This is a genomic window from Citrifermentans bemidjiense Bem (assembly GCF_000020725.1).
Lineage (GTDB): Bacteria > Desulfobacterota > Desulfuromonadia > Geobacterales > Geobacteraceae > Geomonas > Geomonas bemidjiensis.
In genome coordinates, this window is record NC_011146.1 from 4,232,838 (window position 1) to 4,258,259 (window position 25,422).

Annotated in this window: 24 protein-coding genes; 16 read left to right on the top strand and 8 right to left on the bottom strand. The window is 62.1% G+C overall.

What is annotated here, in order from left to right:
• Positions 1 to 50 precede the first annotated feature (50 nt).
• The 7 genes from prmC to GBEM_RS18535 form a co-directional block, all read right to left on the bottom strand.
• Entirely contained in the window at positions 51 to 908 is an 858-nt protein-coding gene (prmC, locus tag GBEM_RS18505; RefSeq protein ID WP_012532137.1) for a peptide chain release factor N(5)-glutamine methyltransferase, read from the bottom strand.
• Positions 909 to 1,000: 92 nt separating this feature from the next.
• Complete coding sequence (gene prfA / locus GBEM_RS18510; RefSeq protein WP_085950346.1) at positions 1,001 to 2,074, bottom strand: peptide chain release factor 1; 1,074 nt, start codon at positions 2,072 to 2,074, stop codon at positions 1,001 to 1,003.
• Between the two features lie 72 nt (positions 2,075 to 2,146).
• Entirely contained in the window at positions 2,147 to 3,052 is a 906-nt protein-coding gene (locus GBEM_RS18515) for a DUF1385 domain-containing protein (protein ID WP_012532139.1), read from the bottom strand.
• 48 nt (positions 3,053 to 3,100) lie between these two features.
• Entirely contained in the window at positions 3,101 to 3,790 is a 690-nt protein-coding gene (gene thyX / locus GBEM_RS18520; protein ID WP_012532140.1) for an FAD-dependent thymidylate synthase, read from the bottom strand.
• Between the two features lie 99 nt (positions 3,791 to 3,889).
• Positions 3,890 to 4,111: a 50S ribosomal protein L31 gene (gene rpmE / locus GBEM_RS18525; RefSeq protein ID WP_012532141.1), complete on the bottom strand. Its 222-nt coding sequence runs from the start codon at positions 4,109 to 4,111 to the stop codon at positions 3,890 to 3,892.
• Between the two features lie 98 nt (positions 4,112 to 4,209).
• Positions 4,210 to 5,457, bottom strand: coding sequence for a transcription termination factor Rho (gene rho, locus GBEM_RS18530; protein WP_012532142.1), 1,248 nt, complete (start codon positions 5,455 to 5,457; stop codon positions 4,210 to 4,212).
• Positions 5,458 to 5,864: 407 nt separating this feature from the next.
• Positions 5,865 to 6,263 (bottom strand): peptide chain release factor family protein, encoded by a 399-nt coding sequence (locus tag GBEM_RS18535; protein WP_012532143.1) that lies wholly within the window; start codon positions 6,261 to 6,263, stop codon positions 5,865 to 5,867.
• Between the two features lie 181 nt (positions 6,264 to 6,444).
• Here GBEM_RS18535 and GBEM_RS18540 point away from each other — a divergent pair, with 181 nt between their 5' ends.
• Complete coding sequence (locus GBEM_RS18540) at positions 6,445 to 7,299, top strand: metallophosphoesterase (RefSeq protein WP_012532144.1); 855 nt, start codon at positions 6,445 to 6,447, stop codon at positions 7,297 to 7,299.
• Here the strand turns inward: GBEM_RS18540 and GBEM_RS18545 are convergent.
• A complete protein-coding gene (locus GBEM_RS18545) occupies positions 7,284 to 8,000 on the bottom strand; it encodes a cytidylate kinase-like family protein (protein ID WP_012532145.1) in 717 nt (238 codons plus the stop codon). The genes GBEM_RS18540 and GBEM_RS18545 overlap by 16 nt on opposite strands.
• 28 nt (positions 8,001 to 8,028) lie before the next feature.
• On the opposite strand from GBEM_RS18545, the gene GBEM_RS18550 reads away from it, so the two are divergent.
• The 15 genes from GBEM_RS18550 (at position 8,029) to GBEM_RS20510 (ending at position 25,406) form a co-directional block, all read left to right on the top strand.
• Complete coding sequence (locus GBEM_RS18550) at positions 8,029 to 9,015, top strand: EamA family transporter (protein ID WP_226373898.1); 987 nt, start codon at positions 8,029 to 8,031, stop codon at positions 9,013 to 9,015.
• 328 nt (positions 9,016 to 9,343) lie between these two features.
• Complete coding sequence (locus GBEM_RS18555) at positions 9,344 to 11,194, top strand: tetratricopeptide repeat protein (protein ID WP_012532147.1); 1,851 nt, start codon at positions 9,344 to 9,346, stop codon at positions 11,192 to 11,194.
• A gap of 102 nt (positions 11,195 to 11,296) precedes the next feature.
• Complete coding sequence (locus GBEM_RS18560) at positions 11,297 to 12,514, top strand: tetratricopeptide repeat protein (protein ID WP_012532148.1); 1,218 nt, start codon at positions 11,297 to 11,299, stop codon at positions 12,512 to 12,514.
• Between the two features lie 239 nt (positions 12,515 to 12,753).
• On the top strand, positions 12,754 to 15,678 hold the full coding sequence (locus tag GBEM_RS21625; protein WP_012532149.1) for a glycosyltransferase: 2,925 nt from the start codon (positions 12,754 to 12,756) through the stop codon (positions 15,676 to 15,678).
• An 85-nt stretch (positions 15,679 to 15,763) separates the two neighbouring features.
• The gene (locus GBEM_RS18575) at positions 15,764 to 16,603 is read left to right on the top strand and encodes an FkbM family methyltransferase (protein ID WP_012532150.1); all 840 of its coding nucleotides are present in this window, start codon (positions 15,764 to 15,766) and stop codon (positions 16,601 to 16,603) included.
• A gap of 234 nt (positions 16,604 to 16,837) precedes the next feature.
• Positions 16,838 to 17,845 carry an NAD-dependent 4,6-dehydratase LegB gene (locus GBEM_RS18580; RefSeq protein ID WP_041262873.1) on the top strand — a complete coding sequence of 336 codons (1,008 nt, stop codon included), beginning with the start codon at positions 16,838 to 16,840 and terminating at the stop codon, positions 17,843 to 17,845.
• Positions 17,846 to 17,856: 11 nt separating this feature from the next.
• Positions 17,857 to 18,579 (top strand): sugar phosphate nucleotidyltransferase, encoded by a 723-nt coding sequence (locus GBEM_RS18585; protein ID WP_012532152.1) that lies wholly within the window; start codon positions 17,857 to 17,859, stop codon positions 18,577 to 18,579.
• A complete protein-coding gene (locus GBEM_RS18590) occupies positions 18,576 to 19,643 on the top strand; it encodes a radical SAM/SPASM domain-containing protein (RefSeq protein ID WP_012532153.1) in 1,068 nt (355 codons plus the stop codon). Before GBEM_RS18585 ends, GBEM_RS18590 begins: the two co-directional genes overlap by 4 nt.
• Entirely contained in the window at positions 19,640 to 20,506 is an 867-nt protein-coding gene (locus GBEM_RS18595) for an NAD-dependent epimerase/dehydratase family protein (RefSeq protein WP_012532154.1), read from the top strand. The genes GBEM_RS18590 and GBEM_RS18595 overlap by 4 nt, the downstream gene beginning before the upstream one ends.
• Positions 20,503 to 21,519, top strand: a complete 1,017-nt coding sequence (locus tag GBEM_RS18600; protein WP_012532155.1) for an N-acetylneuraminate synthase family protein — start codon at positions 20,503 to 20,505, stop codon at positions 21,517 to 21,519. The genes GBEM_RS18595 and GBEM_RS18600 overlap by 4 nt, the downstream gene beginning before the upstream one ends.
• Positions 21,516 to 22,220, top strand: a complete 705-nt coding sequence (locus tag GBEM_RS18605; RefSeq protein WP_012532156.1) for a cytidylyltransferase domain-containing protein — start codon at positions 21,516 to 21,518, stop codon at positions 22,218 to 22,220. Before GBEM_RS18600 ends, GBEM_RS18605 begins: the two co-directional genes overlap by 4 nt.
• On the top strand, positions 22,217 to 23,167 hold the full coding sequence (locus GBEM_RS18610) for a PseG/SpsG family protein (protein WP_012532157.1): 951 nt from the start codon (positions 22,217 to 22,219) through the stop codon (positions 23,165 to 23,167). The genes GBEM_RS18605 and GBEM_RS18610 overlap by 4 nt, the downstream gene beginning before the upstream one ends.
• Positions 23,160 to 23,858, top strand: a complete 699-nt coding sequence (locus GBEM_RS18615) for a WbqC family protein (protein WP_012532158.1) — start codon at positions 23,160 to 23,162, stop codon at positions 23,856 to 23,858. The genes GBEM_RS18610 and GBEM_RS18615 overlap by 8 nt, the downstream gene beginning before the upstream one ends.
• A complete protein-coding gene (locus tag GBEM_RS18620; RefSeq protein WP_012532159.1) occupies positions 23,855 to 24,484 on the top strand; it encodes a PIG-L deacetylase family protein in 630 nt (209 codons plus the stop codon). The genes GBEM_RS18615 and GBEM_RS18620 overlap by 4 nt, the downstream gene beginning before the upstream one ends.
• 25 nt (positions 24,485 to 24,509) lie before the next feature.
• Positions 24,510 to 25,406, top strand: coding sequence for a class I SAM-dependent methyltransferase (locus GBEM_RS20510; protein WP_012532160.1), 897 nt, complete (start codon positions 24,510 to 24,512; stop codon positions 25,404 to 25,406).
• Positions 25,407 to 25,422: the final 16 nt, after the last annotated feature.

Sequence of the window (25,422 nt, forward strand, 5' to 3'; positions counted from 1 at the left end):
CTCTGTTGGTCTCCCCGTCTCCGGGCGAGATCGCTGCATCTATGGAACTGTTACGCGAGCCTGCCGCCTACCACCCGCTCAATACCTGCGGGATCGGTCTGGCTGAACCTTTCGTTGCTGAAGCCGCCGGAGTTCAAGAGCTCCAGCACCTCCCCCGCCTGCCCGGCCCCTACTTCGAACAAGAGCCAGCCGCCCGGATTGAGGTACGCCGGGGCGTCGGCTGTGATGCGCCGGTAGAAATCGAGCCCGTCGCCTCCCCCGTCGAGGGCGCCAGCAGGTTCGAAGTCGCGCACCTCCTGCTGGAGCGTGGCGAGATCCGCCGAAGTGATGTAGGGCGGGTTGGATACTAACATATCGAAGCGCTTCCCGGCAAACGGCTCGAACAGCGAACCCTGGAAAAACTGCACGGTGACCCCGTTTCGCTCCGCATTCCCCCGGGCCACCTCGATAGCATCTGCGGAAACGTCGACGGTAAAGACTTCAGCTTCCGGGAGCGCCTTGGCGACGGCAACGGCGACGCAGCCGCTCCCGGTGCCGATGTCGAGGATGCTGCGGCACGCCTCTCCCCTCTTCACCGCCTCGGTCACCAGCACCTCGGTGTCGTGGCGCGGGATCAGAACGGCGGGGGTGACCCGGAATTCGAGCCCCATGAACTCCTGGCTCCCCAAGATGTACTGCAGCGGCTCGCGTCTGCCGCGCCGGGCCACCATGCCGCGGTAGAGGGCGAGCTCGGCGTCGGAAAGCGGCTTGTCGAAGTTGAGATAGAGCCCCACCCGGTCCAGCGAAAGCGCCTCGCAGAGCATCCACTCCGCTTCTAGTCGGGGGTTCTCTACACCCTTTTCGGCGAGGTACCCCTTGGTCCAGTTAAGAACCTTGAGGACGTCCCATTTTTCGGCGTTGGCGGTCATGGCAGCTTTGTGAACCTCTTGGGCCTGGTGGACCTAATGGACCAGGTGGACCTGATGGACTTGGTGGACGGCCTGGAGCTGATATGAGCCTATTACATCCCCTCGCTCTGTGCCTGCAGCGCTTCCATCTGGTAGTGCTGGCGCAGGGAGTCGGCGATCTCGGCGATGTCGCCGGCCATGATGGCGTCCAGACGGTACAGGGTCAGGCCGATCCTGTGGTCGGTCATCCTTCCTTGCGGGAAGTTGTAGGTCCTGATGCGCTCGCTGCGGTCCCCGCTTCCCACCTGGCTCTTGCGATCGGCGGCGAGCTTCGCGTTCTGCTCCATGACGATGTTGTCCAGGATCCTGGACTTCAATACTTTCATGGCTTTCGCGCGGTTCTTGATCTGGCTGCGCTCTTCCTGGCAGGCCACCACGGTACCGGTGGGAAGATGGGTGATCCTGACCGCTGAGTCGGTGGTGTTGACGTGCTGCCCGCCGGCGCCGGAGGAACGGTAGACGTCGATCTTCAGATCGGCAGGGTTGATGTCGATGTCGACGTCCTCAGCCTCGGGCATGACCGCGACGGTGCAGGCACTGGTGTGAATCCGCCCCTGCGCCTCGGTCTCGGGGACGCGCTGCACGCGGTGGGTCCCCGACTCGTACTTCAGCTTGGCGAAGACCCCGGTCCCCTCGACCAGCGCGATCACCTCCTTGAAGCCACCCTTCTCCGACTCGGAGGCGGAGATGATCTCGACGCGCCAACGGTTGGTCTCGGCGAAGCGGGAGTACATGCGGAACAGGTCCCCGGCGAAGAGGGCGGACTCGTCCCCGCCGGTTCCGGCGCGGATCTCGAGCACGACGTTCTTGTCGTCGTTGGGGTCCTTGGGCAGGAGCAGCAACTTGATCTCGCCTTCAAGCACCTCGCGCCGCGCCTCCAGGGACAAAAGCTCGGCCTGGGCCATCTCGCGCATCTCCTGGTCCGGCTCCTTCAGGAGTTCCTTGTTGTCGTCGATGTCGGAAAGTATCTTCTTGTATTCGCGGTAGGCGGCAACCAGCTCGGCAAGCCCGGAATGCTCCTTGGAGAGCTTTCTGAACTCGGTCTGGTTCCCCAGCACCTCGGGGTCCGACAGGAGCGATTCCAGCTCTTCGAAACGTCTTTCCAGCTCGGCTATCTTTTCAAACATGGACATTTTATAAAAACCTCAACAGGCCCATAGGGCCGAAATTTCGTCACTCCTGCTCGCGGCGGAAGGGATCTACACCACCAGCCGGTCGTCCTTGTGGCCGCCGTTCAGCTCCAGGGCCACCTCCATCGACTTGATCGCCACCTCGATCTGGCTGTCGTCCGGCTCGCCGGTGGTGAGCCGCTGCAAGGCCAGTCCCGGGGATATGATCAACTTGACCAGCGGGTGGTTGTCGTGCTTCGCGGTCCATTTGAGGACCTCGTAGGAGAGGCCGGCGATGACCGGGAGCAGCACGACCCTGGAGCCCGCCTTTAGGTAGAAGGGCCAAAGCTTCGGTATCATGGAGAAAACCAGGATGCTCACCAGCATCACGATCAACAGAAAGCTCGTGCCGCAGCGCGGGTGCAGGCAGCTGTACTTGCGGACGTTGTCGACCGTCAACTCCTCCCCCGCCTCGAAGGTGAAGATGCACTTGTGCTCGGCGCCGTGGTACTGGAAGACCCGCTTGATGTCCCCCATCCGGGAGATACCGAGGATGTAGAGAAGGAACACGACCACCCGGATCAGACCGTCCACAAGGTTGAAGACGATATTGGAGTCGCCGATGATGGGAATCAGCAGCTTGGTGAGGTAAAGCGGCATGATGAAGAACAAGAGGATGCCGAACCCGAAGGCTGCGGCCATGGTCCCGGCGATGGCCCAGTTGTTGACCTCCTCCTTCTCTTCCCCTTCGGCCATGGCCTCGTTGGCGGAGAAGTTGAGCGCCTTGATGCCGATGATCAGCGAGGAGAAGAGTGCCACCGCGCCCCGGACTATCGGGAGCTTGGTGATGGGATACCGCTCGGAAAGGGGAATGACCGTCTCGCTCTTGACCGAGATGTCGCCGTCGGGCCTTCTCACCGCGATGGCCAGCGAGCGGGGAGCCCGCATCATCACACCTTCAAGTACCGCCTGTCCGCCTATGTTTATCTTTGACACTGTAAACCTCGTGTTTGTGAAAGGGTGACTCGGTGGGAGGGGGATGTCTCACATCTCCCCGAAGAATTCCCTCACCTGTGCCATCTTGCCGCAGCACATGGCACCTTCCGGGCAGGGGCCAGCAAGGCAGCCGGGTCCGGCCTTGGCGAAGACGGTGGGGGCTATCGGCCGAACCTGCCTGAGCATCTCCACCGCCATGGCCCTGATCTCCCACTGGGCGCGCTCGCAGCAGCGCACGGCAAAGAAGTGCAAGAGCTCACGGGCGTTCATGGTGATGATGATCTTGGTCTCGGTGGCGTTGGGCAGCAGGTAGCGTGCGTCCTCGGCCGGGACACCCGCCTCGACCAGGGCCCCGTAGGCCGCGTGCAAAGCCGCCACCTGCGCCTCGAAGAGGCGGGCATGCTCGGGATTTTCGGAAATAGTCGGGGGGGTGACCACAGCGAAGCGTTCCTTGTGGGAGACGTAGCGCTGGGACTGCTGGGAAAAGGAAGCGACCCGGTGCCGCACCAGCTGGTGGCTGGTGACGCGCGAGATCCCGTCCACCCCGAAGGTGAACGATGCGTGCTCCAGCACCGACTGGTGCCCGAGCGACATGATCTTGTCCAGGAATTTTTTCACGTCGGCGCCGGAAAGCTTCTCCTTGAGCGCCTCGATGTCGACCTGCGAATAACAAAGCCTCGCGGCCAGCGCGATGCTCCGTTCGGGCTCGGGGGTGTGTTGCAGAAGGGCAACCTTCATGAAGATCCTTCAAAAGCTTGCGGGTATGAGAAAACGAAATAAGGGGATTTCGCCATTTCGACAAAATCCCCTCGCACGGATTCGCAAACGCGAAAGCCTCTAGCTTTCTTCGGTGGGCGCCGCCGCAATGTTGTACCGCTTGCGGAAACGCTCGACGCGGCCGGCGGTGTCCATCAACTTCTGCTTGCCGGTGTAAAACGGATGGCACTGCGAGCAGACCTCGGTGGAGATCTCAGCTTTGGTGGAACGGCTCTCGAAGCTGTTGCCGCACAGGCACTTCACGGTGATTTCGTTGTATTTGGGGTGGATCCCTTCTTTCATATCTTCCTCCTCGCGGGGCGCACCCCGTTATCTCTCTTAATTGTCAAGCTGGAAAGTAGCCATAAATAGCACCTTCCCCAGAAACTTTCAACACTTTTTTACTTGCTCATCGAATCGAGGAAGTCCTGATTGCTCTTGGTCCCCTGCAATTTGGAGATCAGGAACTCCATGGAGTCGACCACGTTCATGGGATGCAGCACCTTCCTGAGGATCCAGATCCGGTTCAGGGACGCCTTGTCGATCAGGAGTTCTTCCTTCCTGGTGCCGGATTTGTTGATGTCGATGGCGGGGAAGGTCCTCTTCTCGACCAGCTTGCGGTCCAGGTGGAGCTCCATGTTGCCGGTGCCCTTGAATTCTTCGAAGATGACCTCGTCCATCTTGGAGCCGGTGTCGACGAGCGCGGTGGCGATGATGGTTAAGGAGCCCCCTTCCTCGATGTTCCTGGCCGCGCCGAAGAAGCGCTTGGGCTTATGCAGGGCGTTGGAGTCGACGCCGCCGGAGAGGATCTTGCCGGAAGGCGGGATCACGGTGTTGTAGGCGCGGGCCAGGCGGGTGATGGAGTCGAGCAGGATGACGACGTCGCGCTTGTGCTCGACCAGCCGCTTGGCCTTCTCGATGACCATCTCGGCCACCTGGATGTGGCGCGAGGCCGGCTCGTCGAAGGTGGAGGAGATCACCTCGCCCTTCACCGAGCGCTGCATGTCGGTCACCTCCTCGGGCCTTTCGTCGATCAGAAGGACGATCAGGAACACCTCGGGGTGGTTCATGGCGATGGAGTTGGCGATGTTCTGGATCAGCATGGTCTTGCCGGTCCTGGGCGGCGCCACGATGAGCCCCCTCTGCCCCTTGCCGATCGGCGCGATCAGCTCCATGACCCGGGTCGACATATTGTCATGGGTGGTCTCGAGCTTCAGCTTTTCCTGCGGATAGAGAGGAGTCAGGTTGTCGAACAGGATCTTGTCGCGCGCAACCTCAGGGGACTCGTGGTTCACCGTCTCGACCTTCAACAGGGCGAAGTAGCGCTCCCCTTCCTTGGGAGGCCTGATCTGGCCCGCCACCGTGTCGCCGGTGTGCAGGTTAAAGCGGCGGATCTGCGACGGCGAGACGTAGATGTCGTCCGGCCCCGGCAGGTAGTTGTAGTCCGGCGCCCTCAGGAAGCCAAAACCGTCAGGGAGCGTCTCCAGAACGCCCTCGCCGAAGATCATCCCGTTCTTCTCAGTCTGGGCATTGAGAATGGCGAAGATCAGGTCCTGCTTCCTGAGACTGGAAGCCCCCTCGATGTTGAGCCCCTTGGCAATCGCAGTGAGATCGTTGATCTTCTTTTCTTTAAGTTCCTGTAGGTTCATCTGTTCTCCTGAGTTGACGCAAATATAGAGCTATCGGCAAAAGCCTTAATAGGGAATGCGGGAATGTATCACCAAGGGAGCATGACATGACGCATTGCATGCGGGGGTGTTGGCGAAGAGCTATCTGTAAAGGATCTGATTATTACCTTGGCTTAGTCTTTTGAGGTGATCGGTACCGATTGGTATGAGAAATATTTGAGGTATTAAGGTATCTGCAAAGGTCTGATTGAGGATAATGTGAATTTATACCCTTCAGCGCATAACCTTGTCAACTTTATTTTTTCCGGCATTTTGCCGCTGCTAAGAGAGTCTGAACAACCGCAATTCCGGCACAAAGTAGAGCTGCTGACAGTTGCGCCGAAGGGGTGGCGGGTCAAAATATTGTCTCACGCCTCCCGGAAAACGCCTTATTCTCCCTCTACAGGCTCCGGCAGAGTTTCTGTAGCAGAAGCCGTGCCATACTTCGCGCCGGAGCGCCTTTTTCTCCGGGCTTTCTGTCTTTTCAGCTTTTCCGCCGCCAGCTCCTTCTTGGTCAGCCCCCCTCCCGCCCCAGCTATCTTCTCCAGCAGGAGACGCCGGGCGAGGAACCGGTTCAGGGACTGGCTTCGCGACTCCATGCATTTCACCTCCACCCCGGTGGGGAGATGTTTGAGATAGACGCAGGAGGAACTCTTGTTGACGTGCTGCCCGCCCCGCCCCGAGGCGTGGACGAAACGCTCCTCGATCTGCTGCTCGCTCACCCCCAGCTCTTCCATCTTCGCCTTAAGCCAGCGGTTTTTCTCCTCGCTCACCGCGAATTCGGTCATCTCTCCCCCCCGTCAAAGGCGACATCATAGCGTCCGCGCCTCGGGAAGTCAAAGCTCGTCCACTCTTGGGCGACTCACCCCTTCGCCCTCCGTCCGGTTCGCGGCTGCTCCCGATTTCTGGCGCTGCAACGGCAAACTGATATACTCTGGCTCGGTTTTTTACTGAGGAGGACGTGTAGCTATGGCAGCAATCAGCAGGCGCCTGTTTCTCCTGGGGGGATTTTCCCTTTTCCCCTACCTCTACCTGGAAAGGTCGTCGGTGGCGGTGCGCAGGTACCGGGTGCCGGTGAGAAATCTCCCCGAGGCCCTTGCCGGGTTCACCATCCTGCACCTGACCGACCTGCACGACAAGGAGTTCGGGGAGGGGAACGAAGAGCTTCTCGAACTGCTGCGCCGCCTGCGCTTCGACCTGGTGGCGCTGACTGGGGACCTCGTGGTCGGGGGGAACCCGCTCCTCAAACCTGCGCTCGATCTCTTGGCGGGGATACGCCGCTTTTCCAACGCGCCGGTCTATTCGGTCCCCGGCAATCACGAATATACCCTCTCCCGCATAGAGGAACACAACGAGAAGCTTGCCCGGGCGGGGGTCCAGTTGCTGAGTAACAAAGCGGTGCCGCTCAAGTTCGGGAAGGCGCGGCTCTGGGTGGCGGGGGTGGACGACCCGGTGACCCGCAGGGCCCGGCTGGACCAGGCACTTGCTGAAGCCGACGCGCGGTCGCCTCGGGTTTTGCTCTCCCACGCGCCGCACCCCTTCCCTGAGGCGGCGCTCCAGGGAGTCGACCTTATGCTCGCCGGGCATACCCACGGAGGGCAGATCCGCCTCCCGCTTATCGGCGCCGCCTACGTCCCGGACATGGGGCTCTTTCCCGAATGGGACTACGGCCTTTACAGCTCGGGGACTACCTCCCTCATCGTCAATGGGGGGCTCGGAGAAAGCTGGCTTCCGCTACGCGTCAACATCAGGCCGGAAGTGGTGCTGGCGACCCTCACGCCGCTTCGGGAAGCAGGGCCGGGGGCAAACTACGGGGTCGCCTGACCTCCCTGCGCCGGGAGGACCACCTCGGCCATAAGCTCCGCCATGCGCCCTGCCGGAAGCCTCGCGTTGTTGAAGACCAGATGGTACAGGGTCGGCTCCGCAATGTCGCGACCAAGGAAGTCCTTCAGGAAGGCGTCGCGCTGACCCTGCCGTTCCCGAACCAGGTCCTGCGCCTTTTCGGCCGAGATATTCATCCGGTCCGCCACCGACTTCACCTTGTAGCTCATCGGGGCGACGATCCGGAAGTGGTAGCAGTTGCCCACCCCCTGGGTGAGAATGGCGGCCCCCCTTCCCACCAGTATCACGTTTCCCTCCTGGGCAAGAGCCATGATCTGCCGGGACAAAAGCCGGTAATAATCCTTGTCGCTTTTCCAGCGCGGCGAGAAGGTGGAGAGCATGTCGTCCAGGAAGCGGTTCTTGCTCCCCAGCTTCTGCAGCACCTCCTCGGAAAGGTTATGGTCCTTGGCCACCGCATCCAGTAGCGCCCGGTCCATCACCACCCAGGGCGCCCCGCTTCTATGCTCCAGCAGGCGCTGCAGCTTCTCCGCCACCGGATACCCCTCGCAGCCGAATTCCCGGGTCAAGGTCACCGTCGGCCTCTCCCTCTCGACAAAGCCGTGCTCCCTTAGGTTCCGGCGGCTCACCTCGATCAGGCCGCGCAACCTCTGTTCGATGGCGGGGATCAATACGCTTTTGGCCATGGCACCCTCCTTGACAGGTTAAATAGCTGTGACCGCTACGCTAATTAGGCCGCTTTTCGCGCCCCAGTCAACCTCCGCTACCCTTTTTTCCAATGAAAAGATCAGGCGGGCGGCTGCAAGGGAACCTTTTTCCGTTATCATTCCCACCATGCCGCTTTGGTTCACGCTCACACTCCTATCCGCGTTCTTTCTGGCAAGCAGCGACGCGCTGACCAAGAAGGCGGTGCACGTCCATAACGAGTACCTGGTCACCCTGGCCCGGATCCTCCCCACCTTGCCGCTGTTCCTCATCCCGCTCCCCTTTCTGGAGATCCCGCATCTGACGCGGGAATTCTGGCTCTGCATACTCACCGGGCTCCCCCTGGAGGCGGTGGCCATCTTCCTGTACACCAAGGCCTTGAAGCTCTCACCGCTCTCGCTCACCCTTCCGCTTTTGTCGCTTACGCCGCTTTTGTTGCTGGTGGTCCCCTTCCTGCTCCTCGGGGAGCGCATCTCCCCGGCCGGGAGCGCCGGCGTCCTGCTCATAGCGCTCGGGGGGTACCTGCTCAAGGCCAGGCGCGGACAGGACGGGGTCCTGGCTCCGCTCAAGGCGCTGGCGAAGGAAAAGGGGGCGCTATGCATGCTGGGAGTCGCCACCATCTACAGCTTCACCTCCACCCTCGGCAAGCGCGCCATCGACCTTTCCTCCCCGCTGGTCTTCGCCGCGATCTATCTGCCGCTCCTGGCGCTTTTCATCACCCCGTTCGCCCTCTACAAGGGAAGGGGAGAACTGCGGGAAATCGTCCGTAACGGCACCGTCCGCGCTTCGCTTCTCCCTGCGCTCTTCTACGCGCTGCAGGCGCTCACCCACGTCTTCGCCATCAACCTCACCAACGTCGCCTACATGATCGCCGTCAAGAGGCTGAGCCTTTTGTTCGGCGTCATCTACGGCCGCTACCTCTTCCAGGAACAAGGGGGGATCCTCGCCACCTTGATCATGCTGGCCGGGGTCTGCCTCATCGTGATCGGGGGATGAGACATCCATCTTCGTCCTGAAGTTGCGCCTCACGGGGCCGACCGTCGACTAATTGACACCGGCAAGCAAATGCATATTCAAATTATTGACCATAGCGCCGGTGGAGCAATTTCGACCAGCCTCCACAGTGGAAGCCACCACCCCGCGAGCCCTTCTGCCGCGCGCAACCGCCGGCAGCCGCCCCCGGCCGCCAGCCGGCCGCGGCCCTCCCCTCTCCGACAGCTCCACCACTGGCATAGCAGTTGCTTTCCGACTAAGGATTGCACGCGCGTCTCCCCAACTGGCGCGCAAGCTACCGGGGGTCGATTCCACCATAATGGAGATATTCATGAGCCAGCTAGTAACCCGCCCCAGCGGCGCGGTCGCGGTCCTGCAAGACGGGCCGCTTCTTTCCGCCATCCTGATCACCAGCAACAGGGAATCGCACCTGAGGGAATGCCTGTGCGAACTGATGCAGCAGAGCATCTCCAACCGCATGGAGGTGATCGTGGTCGACCAGGGGTCGGAGCAGTGCGAATGGGCCGTGGTGGCCGACCTGCAGAAGATCCACCCAAACCTGATCTCCCTGAAGCTTCCGGCGGCCGCAGGCGGCAAGGGGGTCGAAATGGCGCTCAGGATCGCCTCGGGCAAGTACGCGACACTTCTGGAGGCAACCGACCGCTTGAAGCGAGACGCTTATGAGCTCTTGACGGCGGCCCTGGAGGGAAACCCCGCCGCCATGCTCGCCTACGGCGACACCTGCTTCACCGCCATCCCCCACGAGAGCTTCGCCAGCCACACAAGCTACGGCAAGGTGATCTGGCCCGACTACACCTCCCAGCAACTGGCCCAGCTCTCCGAGGTGGCCCCGCACCCGGTATGGCGCAGAGAACTGCACGACAGCGTAGGCTTCCTGCCGCAGGGGTACCCGAACCACGGGATGCGCGAGTTCATGCTCAAGGTAGTGGAGCGCTTCCGCATCCTGCACCTGGAGGAGTTCACCGGCCTCAAGCTGATCACCGCGAACCAGGCGCCGGTCCAGGCGGCCCATCCGCAGGCGCGCCCCCAACCCGCGCCGAGCGCCTATCGCGCTCCCGAGCCGGAACCAGTCATCCCCGCCCCTCCGGTCAGCTTCGAACAGCCGAGCGCGCCGGCAGCGCCGGTTTACAGCCAGAGCGCGGCGGCTGCCTCGACCCAAACCGCCGGGCAGCAGAAAACGGCGAACTCGGAACTGAAAGGGGCGGACCAGGCGTACCAGGAACTTCGTTCCGTCGTCACCGGAGAAGACCCGCAGCGGGCCGCAGCGGCGCTCCGTGAGCACCTCGCGCGCTTCCCCAAGCACGCCATGGCCCACAACGACCTGGCAGCCGTCAGCTATCAACTCGGAGAGAAAGAGCAGGCGCTCAAGCATTACCGCGAGGCGGTCTGGCTCGATCCCAAAGAGAGCGTCTACCTGAAGAACCTGGCCGACATCCTTTTCGTCGAGGCGGGAGAGGCCGACGAGGCGATAGCGATCTACCTGAAGCTCCTGGAGCAGTCGCCGCGCGACGTCGAGACCCTGCTGAACTTGGGGATCATCTGCGAGAGCGTGGGGCAGCCCGCCGAGGCGGATTCCTTCTATCAGAGAGCGCTTGAGATCGAGCCCTGGAACCAGGCCGCACGGCAGCAACTGACCGCGCTGCGCCAGAGGACGGAAGAGCCGCAGTCCGCCGCGGCGCCAGAAGAGGACGATCTTTGCGCCGAGGATCGGTACCAGAGGTCCCAGGAACTCGTCTCCCAGGGGGACCTGGACGGGGCGTTCCAGGAACTGAAGCAGATCCTCTCCTCTTACCCCGACTTCGCCCCCGCGCACAACGACCTGGCCGTCCTGGCCTACCAGCAGGGTGACAAGGAGCAGGCCCGCGCCCACTACGAGAAGGCGGCGGAACTTGCGCCCGAAAACGGCACCTTCCAAAAGAACCTGGCCGATTTCTACTTCGTCGAAGGGTACGACGTCGACGGGGCCATCGCCATCTACCTGGAACAGCTCCGCAGGGAGCCCAAGAACATCGAGACGCTGATGGGGCTCGGAAAGATCTGCACCATGCTGGACCGCCCGACAGAGGCGCAGAGCTTCTACGGCAAAGTGATCAACCTGGAGCCGTGGAACCGCGATGCCCGCGACTGCCTCAACAGTCTGAAGGAGGTGGCGAACGGCTGACGGCATCGTCACGGCCGGCTCCCCGGGGTGCTTTTTCACTAAAGTTTTCCCCCTGGGATGCCGATAAGTGACTCGGCTCAAGAGCCTTTCGCGGAGGTAGTTATGGCAACGCAGAGAACGGCATGGGACTACATGGACGACATGTTCAGCACCCTCGCCTCGCAGGACTCACAGCGGGCGCAGCTGGCCAACGGAGCCTTGAGCTCGGGCCTTGGGTACTACCAGAAGAAGGATTACGCCCGCGCCACGGGCGAGCTGAAGCGCGCCATCTCCATGGACCCCACCAACACCCAGGCCTACAAGTTCCTGGCCAGCGCGTATCAGGCACAGGGGAAGACCGACGAGGCGATCAAGACCTACAAGAACTCGCTGGCGCTCGACCCGACCCAGGACTCCATACACACGAACCTCGGCAACATCTACCTGCAGCAGAAGAAGTACAACCTGGCCGAGAGGGAGTTCAAGGACGCCGCCAAGCTGAACCCCACCGACACCCTCGCCCCCTATACGCTCGGGCAGCTCTACGTGCAGACCGAACGCTACGGCGAGGCGGAGACCCAGTTCAAGAAGGTCTCCAGGATGGCCCCCACCGACCCTAACCCTTACTATTCCCTAGGCGCGGTCTACAACAAGGAAGGGAAATACGCCGACGCGGTGAAGCAGCTTACGCAGGCCGTGAAACTGCGCCCCAAGATGGAGGCGGCGCATTTCGAACTGGGCGTCGCCTATGCCGCCTTGGGCGACACCACCAACGCACAGAAAGAGGTCAACACCCTCACCACGCTGAACTCGACTCAAGGGGCCCTGCTCAAGCTGACCATCGCCCAGCCGCAGATGATCGCGGCCGGCGGCGAGGACGACACCTTCCTGCCGGCCAAGCAGACCCCGAGCACCAACCCCCAGCCGGGCGACAACCCATACCTGCTGAGCCTGCTGGACGTAGTCGACCTATCGGCGGCGAACTCCTCGAAGGTGCTCAGCATGACCTTCTACTTCGACTCCGCCATGGACGCCGCTTCCGTGCAGGACACCAGCAACTGGACCATCACCAAGGCGACGGGCGGGGCGGCCGGGTACTACAACAACCTGCTGCCGATACTCCCCACAGAGGCGTACATCCCGCAAAACCCGCTCAGCGTGACCTACGACCCCGAGAAGCGGACCGCGACGGTCAACTTCATGCTGAGCCAGAACGACACCGGCGACGCGACCATCGACTCCGCGCACATGGTTTTCAAGTTCTCCGGCACCGACGCCAGGGGGAAGGTCATGGACCCTGCAGCCGACGAGTTCGACGCCGCGGCGGAAGGGCCTTTCTGACCGTTCGCCCGCTGGCTCAATCAAACTGGCTGGCAGCATATCCCTACCGCTTCGAGCGCAGGTCCCGCACCGGCACCTTGGGCTTGGGGCTGCCGCGCGCGTCACACCGTTGCCGCCGGCTCCTCCCCGCTCGCCCCCTTCCCCTCAGCCTTCCAGCTGGCACGCAACCTGCAGAACAGTGCTGAGCCAGCACTTCCCAGAGAGTCCGCCACTGCACACCGGACCGGAAAAGGAGCACCATGCTCGGCATTACCATCGTCACCCCTTCGTTCAACCAGGCGCCGTTCCTAGAGCAGTGCATCGACTCCATTCTGAGCCAGAACTACCCCGACCTCGAATACATAATCATGGACGGAGGGAGCACCGACGGCTCCGTCGACATAATTAAAAAATACGAAAGGCACCTGGCCTACTGGCAAAGCTGCCCGGACAGCGGGCAGTACAACGCCATCAACGAGGGGTTCAGACAAGCTAGAAATCCGATCATGGGGTGGCTTAACTCCGACGACATGCTGCACAAAGACGGGTTGTCCGTGGTGAACGAGGTCTTCTGCAGGTTACCGGAAGTTGAGTTCCTGACCTCGAAGCGGATCGGCTTCGATGTGAACGGGGATCTCGCCTCCTACGACTACCTGAGCCAGACATGGTGCCACGATCTACTGCTGAGCAAGGAGCTGATCTTGAAGTACTCCCTGTTCATCATGCAAGAGGGGACCTTCTGGCGAAGACGCCTGTGGGAGAAGGTGGGAGGCAGACTCGACACCTCGTGGAGCCTCGCCGCGGACTTCGAGCTCTGGCTGCGCATGAGCCGGCACGCTGCGCTGCACACGGTCAACGCATTGACCGGGGGCTTCCGGTGCTACAGCATGGAGCAGCGCTGCAACAAAAATCGCGACGAATACATCGAGCAGTGCTGCCAGATCATCGACCGGGAGATCGCGTTGGAGCTCCCCCCTGCCACGCACCGGAGCACCCCACCGCCGCTGATCGACTATCCGCTTCGGGAGAAGCCCGCCCACTTCGAAGTACTCACCAAAAGAGAGCATCCCAGGATCTCAATCGTCACCCCCTCGTTCAACCAGAAGCAATACCTCGAAGAGTGCATCGACTCGGTGCTCTCCCAGAACTACCCCAACCTGGAATACATCGTCATGGACGGCGGGAGCACGGACGGCTCCGCCGAGATCATCCAAAAATACGCGAGGCACCTGAACTACTGGCAGAGCAGAAAAGACTACGGGCAGTACCATGCGGTAAACACCGGGTTTCTGATCTCCACGGGGGAGGTCATGGCGTGGCTCAACTCCGACGACAAGTACCACCCCGGGGCCTTCTGGCTCGTCTCCGACGCCTTCGATTCCCTCCCGGAGCTGAAATGGCTCACCGGCAGCCCCACCCTCTGGGACAAGGAGGGGAACGCCTCCGGCTTTGACTCGCAGCCCCCTAGTTGGTGCCGTGAGAAGTACCTGCAAGGAAAGGTTCATTCCCCCTTCATCCAGCAAGAATCGACCTTTTGGAGGCGTTCTCTGTGGCTGGAGGCGGGCGCGAGGCTCGCTTCCGACTTTCCCTTTGCCGCAGACATGGAGCTTTGGGCGCGTTTTTTCCGTCACGCGCAACTGCACACGCTGCACGCTCCGCTCGGAGGGTTCCGCAGCCATCCCGGCGAGGGGCAGAGGTCGGAGGTCGCGAGCCAGCAGTACGCCCAGGAGGCGGAGCGGATCGTGGCACGGGAGCGGGCCTTTTTCAGCGCCAACCAGACTGAGTTGCAGCCTCCCCCGCCCCCCCTGCTGGTAAGAGACGTGGTATCGTGCGCCGGCAGCCGCATCACCGAGGAAAACTTCGGATTCTTCAGCTACTCCCGCAGCATCCATTTCCCGTATTTCGCCGGCTGCGACACGGAGCTCTACGGCCGGGTCATCGATCCCCGCTCCTGCAACCTGAAGACGTACCAGGAACTGCTGGCCTACAGCTTCCTGAGACACAACTTCCCCAAAGGCTCGCGGGTACTGGTAATTGCCGACCACGCCTCGCCCATCGTCTCCGCAACACGCAGGTATTACGAATGCTGGAGCGTCCCCGCCGCCCCCGGGGCCGCGCCCAACCCCGCGGTACCATGCAAGGACGTTGCGGCGCAACTGGGGTCCTTCAGCGCCGAGTTGCCTGATGCTTATTTCCAACTGGTGATCGGCAGCTTCGCGCTGGAAACCGGGGCCCGGAGCGAAGGACGCTGGCGGGACATCTGCCGGGACATTGACCGGGTACTTACGCCCGATGGCCACGCCCTGCACTGCTTCGACCTCAAGGCCGGCGAGAACGGGTTCGAAAGCCATCCCCTGCTCCCGTTTCTGTTCCGGCACGAGGCTCCCTGCAGCAGGTTCGTCCCCTTCCAGCAGGCCGCCCTGGATCCCTTCGTTTTCTTCCGTAGCGAGGAGCCTGCAAGCCCGGGCCTGGAGCCGGTGAGGTGGCTTTCCTACAACGTGCTGCGGCCCAAGGGCTACGCAGCCTACGGCGTTACCAACGAATCCCCTGCTCCCCCTTCCGCGGAGCAGCATGCCGCGCCCTCCCCGGCACCGGAGAGGGCCTGTGACGAGACAGCGGCCCGCGCCGCGGCAGTGGCGCCGCAAGAGCCCGAACCGCCGCGCAGGTTGCATATCGGCGGCGAAACGCCTGCAGTAGGGTGGGAGATCCTGAACATCGCTGCAGGCCCCCACGTAGACCATGTCGGCAACGCCAACGACCTCTCGCGCTTCACGGCCGCGACCTTCCAGGAGATATACGCCTCGCACATCCTGGAGCATCTCGACTACCAGCGCGAGCTGCTCTCGACGCTCAAGGAGTGGCACAGGGTACTGAAGCCGTTTGGAACGCTTTACCTGAGCGTTCCGGACCTCGATGTCCTGGCGCGACTGCTGCTCGACAAGGAGAGGCTGAACGTCGACGACCGCTTTGCCGTCATGCGCATCATGTTCGGCGGGCACATGAACCAGCACGATTTCCACGCCACCGGGTTGAACGAGGACTTCCTCACCTATTTCCTCAACGAGGCCGGGTTCCTGATGCCGCGCAGGGTGGAGAGGCTCGAAATGTTCCGGGACACCAGCAGCATGGAGTTCAAGGGGGAGTTGATCAGTCTGAACATGGTGGCCAGGAAACTGCCGGGGTAACCGGCCCCCGGCGAGGAGGCGGCCCTTACCCTTACACGGGCAGCAAAGGCGTTCCCACCCGATACCAGTAGCACGAGGAGGAAGCATGAGTTTCGCGTTGCACCAGATGCTGCAGGATTTGCCTTTAATCGACATCCTCGATGTGGGGGCGATGTCGCTTGGGGGAGCCTCCGCTTACCAGCAGCTCGTCCACCACGGGAAGACGCGAGTCATCGGCTTCGAGCCGGGCCAGGAGGAGTGCAGAAAGCTCAACGAAAAGATGGGGCCTCCGCACATCTTCTTCCCCTTTTTCATCGGCGACGGCAAACCCGCGACCTATTACGAGACCAACGAGGTCATGACCGGCTCGCTGTACCGGCCAAACACCCGGCTTTTGGAAAAGTTCCAGAACCTGGCCGAGCTGACGGTACCGGTGCGTACCCACGAGGTCGAGACCAGAAGGCTGGACGACATCGAAGGGATCGGCAGCGTCGACTTCATCAAGATGGACGTGCAGGGGAGCGAGTTGAACGTGTTCAAAGGGGCTTCCAAGGTGCTGGAATCGGCGCTGGTGATACAGGTCGAAGTGGAGTTTGTCGAGCTGTACCAGGGACAGCCGATGTTCGGCGACGTCGACCAGTACCTGCGCGGCAAGGGGTACCAGTTCCACACCTTCCTCGGGTTCGGCAAGCGCTGCTTCAAGCCCCTGGTGGTCAACGACAACATAAACGACGGCCTGAACCAGTACCTTTGGAGCGACGCCATCTACGTGAAGGACTGGATGCGGCTGGAAAACCTCTCCACGGTGCAGCTTAAGAAATACGCGGTACTTTTGCACGACCTGTTCAGGTCCGCCGATCTCTGCCACCTGCTGCTCTCTACCGTCGACGGCAGGGAGGGGACCGGCCTCGCCGGCCGCTACCTGCAGATGTGCAGCGGCCGCTGACCTCACCTTCCCGGCAGCCGTACCACCCAGAGCCCCAGCACCGGCAACCCTCCCCTCACCCTTCAATATTTTGACGGCATCTGCCAACGGTTCATTAACGTGCCCCTTTCCAGGCACTTATGAGACCCGCCCGCGGGGCGGCACGCTCGTTGCAAAACCTGCAGCAACGCACCAGGCCACGCTCCAGCGGAATTTAGAGGGGCGACGGGTCAAATTCTCGACAGACGGATACCTATGAAAAGCACCAATGGGAAGATTTTGGTCACCGGCGCCGATGGCTTCATCGGCTCCCACCTTACCGAGACGCTGGTACGGCAGGGTTACGAGGTCCGGCCCTTCGTCTTTTACAACTCCTTCAACTCCTGGGGCTGGCTCGACCAGGCGCCGGAGGAGATCCGGAAGAACCTCGACGTCTTCGCCGGCGACATCCGCGACCCGCACGGCGTCCGGACCGCCATGAAGGGGTGCGGCTCGGTATTGCACCTGGCTGCGCTGATCGGGATTCCCTACTCCTACCACTCCCCAGACACTTACGTCGACACCAACATCAGGGGGACGCTCAACATCGTGCAGGCCGCCCGGGAAGAGGGGGTGGAGAAGGTGATCCACACCTCGACCAGCGAGGTCTACGGCACGGCGCGCTTCGTTCCCATCACCGAAGAACACCCGCTCCATGGGCAGTCCCCCTACTCCGCTTCGAAGATCGGCGCCGACCAGATCGCACTCTCCTTTTACAGCTCCTTCGGCACGCCGGTCACCGTAGTGCGCCCCTTCAACACCTACGGCCCCCGGCAGTCGGCGCGGGCGGTGATCCCGACCATCATCACCCAGATCGCCGCGGGGAGGGAGGAGATCAGGCTGGGCTCGCTGCACCCCACCCGCGACTTCAACTTCGTCTCGGACACGGTGGGGGGCTTCATCGCCGCGCTCAACTCGAATGCGGGAACCGGCGAGGTGGTGAATATCGGCAGCAACTTCGAGATCTCCATCGGCGAGACGGTCGACATGATCGCACAGCTGATGGGGGCGAAGCTCAAGGTCGTCTCGGACGACGTGCGGATCAGGCCGGAGAAGAGCGAGGTGGAAAGGCTTTGGGCAGACAACGCCAAGGCCGAGCGGCTTTTGGGGTGGAGCCCCGCGTACGCGGGAAAAGAAGGGCTGCGCCGCGGCCTCGAAGAAACGATCCAGTGGTTCAAGGACCCGGCCAACCTGAGCCGGTACAAGATGCAGTACAACGTATAAGGAGCGGATAGATGCGGGCAGTCATTCTGGCAGGCGGCAGGGGGACGAGGCTGCGCCCCTACACCGTGGTGCTTCCCAAACCCCTCATGCCGATAGGCGAGTATCCCATCCTCGAGGTGATCGTGCGCCAACTGGTACACTGCGGCTTCACGCACATCACCATGGCGGTGAACCACCAGGCGAAGATCATCCAGGCCTTCTTCGGCAACGGCGAACGCTGGGGCATCACCATCGACTATTCGCTGGAAACCAAGCCGCTGAGCACCATGGGGCCTCTCAGGCTCATCGACGATCTGCCGGAAAACTTCCTGGTGATGAACGGCGACATCCTCACCGACCTGAACTTCAGGGAATTCCACGATTACCACGTGAGGGTAAAAAACAACTTCACCATCGCCGCATACCAAAGGGTGCTCAAGTCCGAATACGGCGTGCTGAAGATCAACCGGCAGAAAAAGCTCTGCGGCTTCGAGGAGAAGCCCGAGTACCTTTTGGACGTCAGCATGGGGGTCTACATGGTGAACCGCGACACGATGCGGCACATCCCCGCGGACACCCCCTACGGGTTCGACCACCTGATGCTCGACCTCCTGGCTGAGGGGCACCCGGCCTCGGTGAAGATCCACAAGGGATTCTGGCTCGACATCGGCCGCCCCGACGATTACATGCAGGCGATCGAGGAGTTCGACTCGCTGAAGGGGAAGTTCCTCCCCTACGAAGGAACAGTGCAATGAGCAACGTCCCGATCAACAAGGGGAACTACGAACTCGAGACCCCGGAGCGCGAGACGCTCTTCGAAAAGTACCGCGGCGAGGGGTGGGAAGAGGAATACGCGGCTTACCGGCGCGACTGGCGCGAGCTCCCGCAGCGCCAGGAAGTCTCGGAGTACCCGCTCCTCGTGGACCTGGAACTCTCCACCGCCTGCAACCTGAAATGCCCCATGTGCTACACCATAACCGACGAGTTCAAAGAGAAGATCCCGGCACGGCTCATGGATTTCGGGCTCTTCACCAAGGTGATCGACGAGATCGGCGGCCGCGTCCCCGCGCTCCGGCTGAGCCTCAGGGGCGAGCCCACCATCCACCCCCGCTTCATCGACTGCATCGCCTATGCGAAGCTCCACGGCATCAGGGAGGTCTCGTTCCTGACCAACTGCAGCACGCTGACGCCGGAGTTCTTCACCAGCGCCATGGAGGCCGGCGCCGACTGGATCACCATATCCGTGGACGGCCTTAACGAGATGTACGAGTCGATCAGGAAGCCGCTCAAGTTCCAGGAGACGCTGGAGAAGATCAAGGCGATGAAAAAGATCAAGGAGCGCGCCGGACGCCACCGGCCGGTGATCAAGGTGCAGGCGATCTGGCCCTCCATCAAGGACGACCCGCAGGCGTTCTACGACACCTTCGCGCCCTACGTGGACCTCATCGCGTTCAACCCGCTCATCGACTACCTGGGCAAGGACAGCGAGATCGCCTACGAGGAGGGGTTCATCTGCTGCCAGCACTACCAGCGCCTGGTGGTCGGAGCCGACGGCAGGGCGATGATGTGCTCCAACGACGAGGAGACCAGCGTCTGCATCGGCGACGCCGGCAGCCAAACCATCCGCGACATCTGGCACGGGGAAAAGCTGCAGCGATACCGGGACCTGCACCGGCAGCCCGACGGGTTCAAAGAGGTCGAGCTCTGCCGCGGCTGCTACCTCCCGAGGCAGACCGAGAGCACGGAAGCCGCCACCGTGAACGGCGTCAGCGTCGCCGTCAACAACTACGTAAACCGCTCCCAGACCATCGGCTCATGACCGTGCACAACGCCCAGAAGCAGGTCCTCGTCACCGGCGCCACCGGCTTCATCGGCCGGCACGCCGTCTCTCTCCTGGAGAGCCGCGGCATCGCGACCCACAGCTGCGCCCGCTCCACCGGCTGCGACCTCGAACAAAACGGCGCCCTCGCCCCCTTCCAGGGGCGGGGGATCACCCACGTCATCCACCTTGGGGGGCGCACCTTCGTCCCTCACAGCTGGGAAGACCCGGGGGCCTTCTACCGCGCCAACACGCTCGGGACCCAGCAGCTGCTCGATTTCTGCCGCATAAGCGGCGCAAGGCTCGTGTACGTCAGCGCCTACGTCTACGGCGTGCCGCACACCCTCCCCATCGCAGAATCGCACCCGGTAGCCCCGAACACCCCCTACAACCACTCGAAATGGCTCGCGGAAGAGCTCTGCCGCTTCTACGCCGATCACTTCGAGGTCCCGGTCACCGTGCTGCGCCCCTTCAACATCTTCGGCCCCGGCCAGGGGGAGGATTTCCTGATCCCGACCATCCTGAAGCAGGCCAAAAGCGGCGGGACGATCACGGTGAAGGACGCGGCACCCAGGCGCGACTACCTCCACGTGGACGACCTCGCCGAGGCGCTGCTCCTGGCCCTCGACCTGGAGCCCCGCTTCTCGCTCTTCAACGTCGGCTCGGGACGGTCGATCTCGGTGGGGGAGCTTTTGGACATGGCGGTCCGCTACTCCCCGCGCCCGCTCTGCTGGCAAGCGACGGGCGAGATCCGGGTGAACGAGGTCCCCGACACCGTCGCCGACATTTCGGCCATCACCAGGGCGCTCGGCTGGCTTCCCAGGCGCACCCTGGAGCAATTCCTGAAATCGGAGCTCGCATGAAACTTTCCTTCGCACCGAGACAGCCGATCTACATCATCGCCGAGATCGGCGGCAACTTCACCACCTTCGAGGAGGCAAAGGCGCTGGTCGATGCCGCCGCCTCCTGCGGGGTGGACGCGGTCAAGCTGCAGACCTACCGCGCCGAGACCGTCTCCAGCAAAAGCGCCATCTTCGACATGGAGAACACCGGCATCGCCTCCCAGTTCGAACTCTTCCAAAAGTACGAGATCGACGAGGAGCTGCACCGGCAGGTCTTCGACTACATCCGGGCGAAAGGGCTCGACTGGTTCTCCACCCCCTCGCACGAAGCCGACGTCGACCTGCTGGACCGGCTCGGGGTAAGCGCCTACAAGATCGGCTCCGACGACGCGGTCAACATCCCGTTCCTCAGGTACGTCGCCGCGAAGGGGAAGCCGGTCCTCCTCGCCACCGGCATGTGCACCATGCAGGAGGTGCGCGAGTCGGTGGACGTGATCCTCGGCGCCGGCAACCTCGAGCTCATCCTCCTGCACGCGGTGACGAGCTACCCCACCCATCCGGAGCACGTGAACCTCCTTGCCATGCAGGCTCTGGCGCGCGAATTCAACCTCCCGGTCGGCTACTCGGACCACACCATCGGGACCGTGGCCTGTCTTGGCGCCGCAGCGCTCGGCGCCGCGGTCCTCGAGAAGCACTTCACCACGGACAAGAACGCCGAGGGGCCGGACCACATCCTCTCCGCCGACCCGGCCGAGATGAGGACCATCGTGGAACAGGTGAGGACCCTGGAGGCCATGATGGGAAGCGGCGTCAAGATGCCGGCCGCCTCAGAGAAGACAACGCGGATTAACAACAGAAAGAGCATCGTCGCGGCGCGGGCGCTCCCTGCCGGACACCGGCTGACGGCGGAGGACATCGCCGTGAAGCGCCCCGGCTTCGGCATCCCCCCCCGCTTCAGGGAGGAGCTCCCGGGAAGCGTCTTGAACGAGCCCGTGGAGCAGGACGAAGTGATCCCCTGGAGCAAGCTGCGATGAACGGCGCGCAGGTGGGAATCATCATCCAGGCCCGGATGGGATCGACGAGGCTCCCGGAGAAGGTGCTGAAGCCGATCGGGAACAGGGTGCTTTTGGGGCACATCATCGAGCGTCTGCGCCGGCTGCAGACCCCCGCCCTCCCCGTCTTCGCGACCTCCACCGAGCGGCGGGACGACGCAGTGGAGCGCTTCTGCCGGGAGGCGGGTGTCGCCTGCTTCCGGGGTAGCGAAAGTGACGTCCTTGACCGCTACTACCGCTGTGCCGCGGAACATGGCTTCACGCATGTGGTGCGCCTCACCGGCGACAACCCCTTCCCAGACATGGAAGAGCTGGACCGGCTCATCGCGCTGCACCTGAAGGAGAACGCCGACTTCACCCACTCTTTCCGGGTGCTCCCGATCGGGGTCGGCGCCGAGATTTTCACCTTCGAAGCGCTTCAGGCGAGTTGGCGCGAGGGGATGGCCCCCCACCATCGCGAACACGTGGACGAATACCTCCTGGAAAACCCTGACCGATTCGAGACGCTGGAACTCGAGGCCGTCCCCTGCAAACACCGCCCGGAGGTCCGGCTCACCGTGGATACCGAGGCCGACTACCGGAAGGCCTGCTACATCGTCGAGCACGCATGCAGCGAACCAGTGACCACCGAGGAGGCAATTCTCCTCTCCGAGCGCTACGAGACGACGCAGGAGGAGAGGTGATCGCGATCTGCATCGAGGCGTCGCACGCAAGGGGGCTCGGGCACCTGTTCAAGGCGGTGCATTTCGCAGCGCTCCTACGCGACAGGAATGAGCCGTTCGTGGTCCTCGTCAACGACGACCCCAAGGCGGCCAGCGTGCTCGACGACCACGGCATCCCCTGGCGCAGCGTCCCCCTTGCGGACAGCTCGTCGGATTGGGAGTCGCAACTTATCGGCGAGCTCGGCATCGAGGTCTGGCTGAACGACCGGCTGGACACCGATCTCAAGCATGCCGAACGGGTCAAGCGGCACGGCGTGATGCTCGTCACGGTGGACGACCGCGGGACCGGTGCGCACCTCGCCGATCTGCACTTCGCGCCGCTGCTCATCTGCGAACCCGCCGCGCTTGGCGGCAAGAGGGTATTGACTGGACACAGGTACCTGATCCTCAACCCCGAGATCGCCCGGTACAAGAGGATGCGCGAACGCATCGGCTCCATCGTGGTGAGCCTCGGCGGGAGCGACACCTACGGCGCGACCCTGAAGGCCGTCGCCATCCTGAAGCGACTCGGAAAAGGGGCAACCGTGATTGCAGGCCCCTCATTCCGGCACAGGGAGGAACTGGAGCGGCTCATCGACGACCGCTTCACCCTGAAAGATGCGGTCCCCTCGCTCGTCGAGGAATTCCACCGGCACGATCTGGCCGTGACCGGCGGTGGGGTCACACCGTTCGAGGCCAACGCCTGCGGTCTTCCCTGCATCGTCGTGGCAAACGAGGAGCACGAGATCCCCATAGCGCGCTACCTGGAGAGGCTCGGGTCGTCGCTCTTCGCCGGCCACCACGGCGGGATCGACGAAAAGGTATTCGCAAGGGAGCTCGATCTCGCGGCGATGAGCCGGGCCGGCATGGCGCAGATCGACGGCCAGGGGGCAGAAGAGATGTACCGGGAGATCACCCGCCATGGCTAGGACCGTCGTCATCCACCAGCCCGATTTCCTCCCCTACCTCGGGTTCTTCCACCGGTTTCTTCAAGCGGACCTCTGGGTGGTCCTCGACAACGCGCAGTTCGTCACCGGCACCAGCAGGAGCTGGATGAACCGGGACATCATCAAGACCCCGCAGGGAGAGCGCTGGCTCACCGTCGGCGTGAGAAAGCCCAAGCTCGGCACCCCCATCAACGAGGTGCTTCTGGCCGACTCCCCGTGGCGCAAGGACAACCAGAATCTCATCCGGAATAACTACCGCAACGCTCCCTTCTTCAAAGAGATAATGCCGCTGATCGAGGAGCTCTACGCTTCCCCCTGCGAGCGGCTCGCGGCATTCAACCTGAAGTCGATCGACTTCCTCGCGGAGCGTCTCGGCATCCGTATCGAACGCGTGATGGCAAGCGCCCTGGGCGCGGTGGGGAAAAACAACGAGCTTTTGGTGGACATCCTCCAGAAGACCGGCTCCAGGCGCTACCTCTCGGGCCTGGGAGCCAAGGGGTACTTCGACCCCGCGCCGTTCGCTGCGGCAGGTATCGAGGTGGTCTGGCAGCAGTTCAATCACCCGGTTTACCCGCAGCTGCACGGGGAGTTCATCCCCTACCTGAGCAGCATCGACCTTTTGTTCAACTGCGGCATCGACGGGGCACGACACATCATAAGGAGCATCGGATGAACATTCTTGCAATCGGGGCACACTTCGACGACCTGGAACTGGGGTGTGGAGGCACCATTGCCAAGCACGTGGCCGACGGCGACACGGTCTACGCCTACGTCGCGACCATGTCCGGGTTCACCAACCAGGACAACGAGGTGGTGAGAAGCAACGAGACAGCTCTGGCGGAAGGGAAAAGGGCCATGCAGATTCTGGGCGCTGAATTGATCTGCGGCAACTTCAACACCCTGGAGGTCGAGTTCGTCGAGGCACTGAACGTGCAGATCGTGAAGATCGTCAAGGACAAGGCCATCGACAAGGTCTACACCCACTGGGTGGGCGACATCCACCACGACCACCAGGCCGTGGCGAGGGCCTCGCTGCACTCATGCAGGCACGTCCCGAGGATGCTCATGTACCGAAGCAACTGGTACCACTCTAACCTCGACTTCAGGGGGAACTTCTACGTTGACATCAGCGGCTACCTGGAGCAGAAGGAGGAGTCGATCAGGGCCCACAAGTCGGAAATGGACCGGACCCGGGAGAAGTGGATCGGCTTTTTCACCAACGAAGCCGAAAACGCCGGACAAAGGATAGGGGCCGCCTACGCGGAAGTGTTCGAGCTGGTGAAGTGGCTGGAAGACTGAGAAAAACAGACAAGGAGATCATCCAATGTACGTAGCTTACAACGACTTCAAGAGGCTGTCCGAAGGGGACGAGATCAAGGACTACAAGAAATTCTATCGTAAGCTCTCCAATACAATCGAGTTCGGCGGCGCCTTCACCAATTACGACTTCCTGGTCAAGTATCGGTTCATGAACATCTTCCAAAACGTCTACAACGTGGTGCTGAGAAGGCACCCTTCGAACATCCTCGACATAGGATGCGGCAACGGCGTGAACCTCCCCTTGAGCAACGTCTTCAAGTTCGTGGATTACCACGGGCTGGACTACGCGGACAAGGCCATCGAGAACGCGCAGAAGGAATACCCCAACGTGACCTTCCACGTGCAGGATGCCTTCAACACGGATTTCGAGGACAAGAGCTTCGACATGATCATCCTCGCCAGCGTCCTGATCCTGTATCGCGAGGAGAAGGACCGTGTCAACCTTTTGACCGAGATCAAGCGCATCCTCGCCGACGACGGCGTCTTCGTCCTGGTAGTCTGGAAGGAGAGCCTTTTCCTTAAGGCCTCGATGCAGTTTTCCCGGGCGCTGGGAAAGCTGCTAGGGCAGAACGTTCCCAACGACTTCATGGCAGTCTACTTCTCCACACGTGACATCGCGAAGCTGGCCAAGAAGGTGGATCTGAAGATATCCGAGACCATCCATACCGCACCGCTCTACGGGGTACTGGAAAGCGTACGGCATCTCAACATGTCCAAGTTCAACAGGAAATACGGCAAAAGCGAGAGCGAGTCGGCCAAGATCCACAGCCAGACCATACTGAAGGACCTCCAGGACCAGGCTGGCAGCATGAAATCACTCACCAGCCTCTTCTACTACCTGGCGAAGCTGTTCCCTAACATGTTTTCGCACTACTCGGTCTACGTGATGGAGAAGAAGTAGCCCGAGCCACGGCACA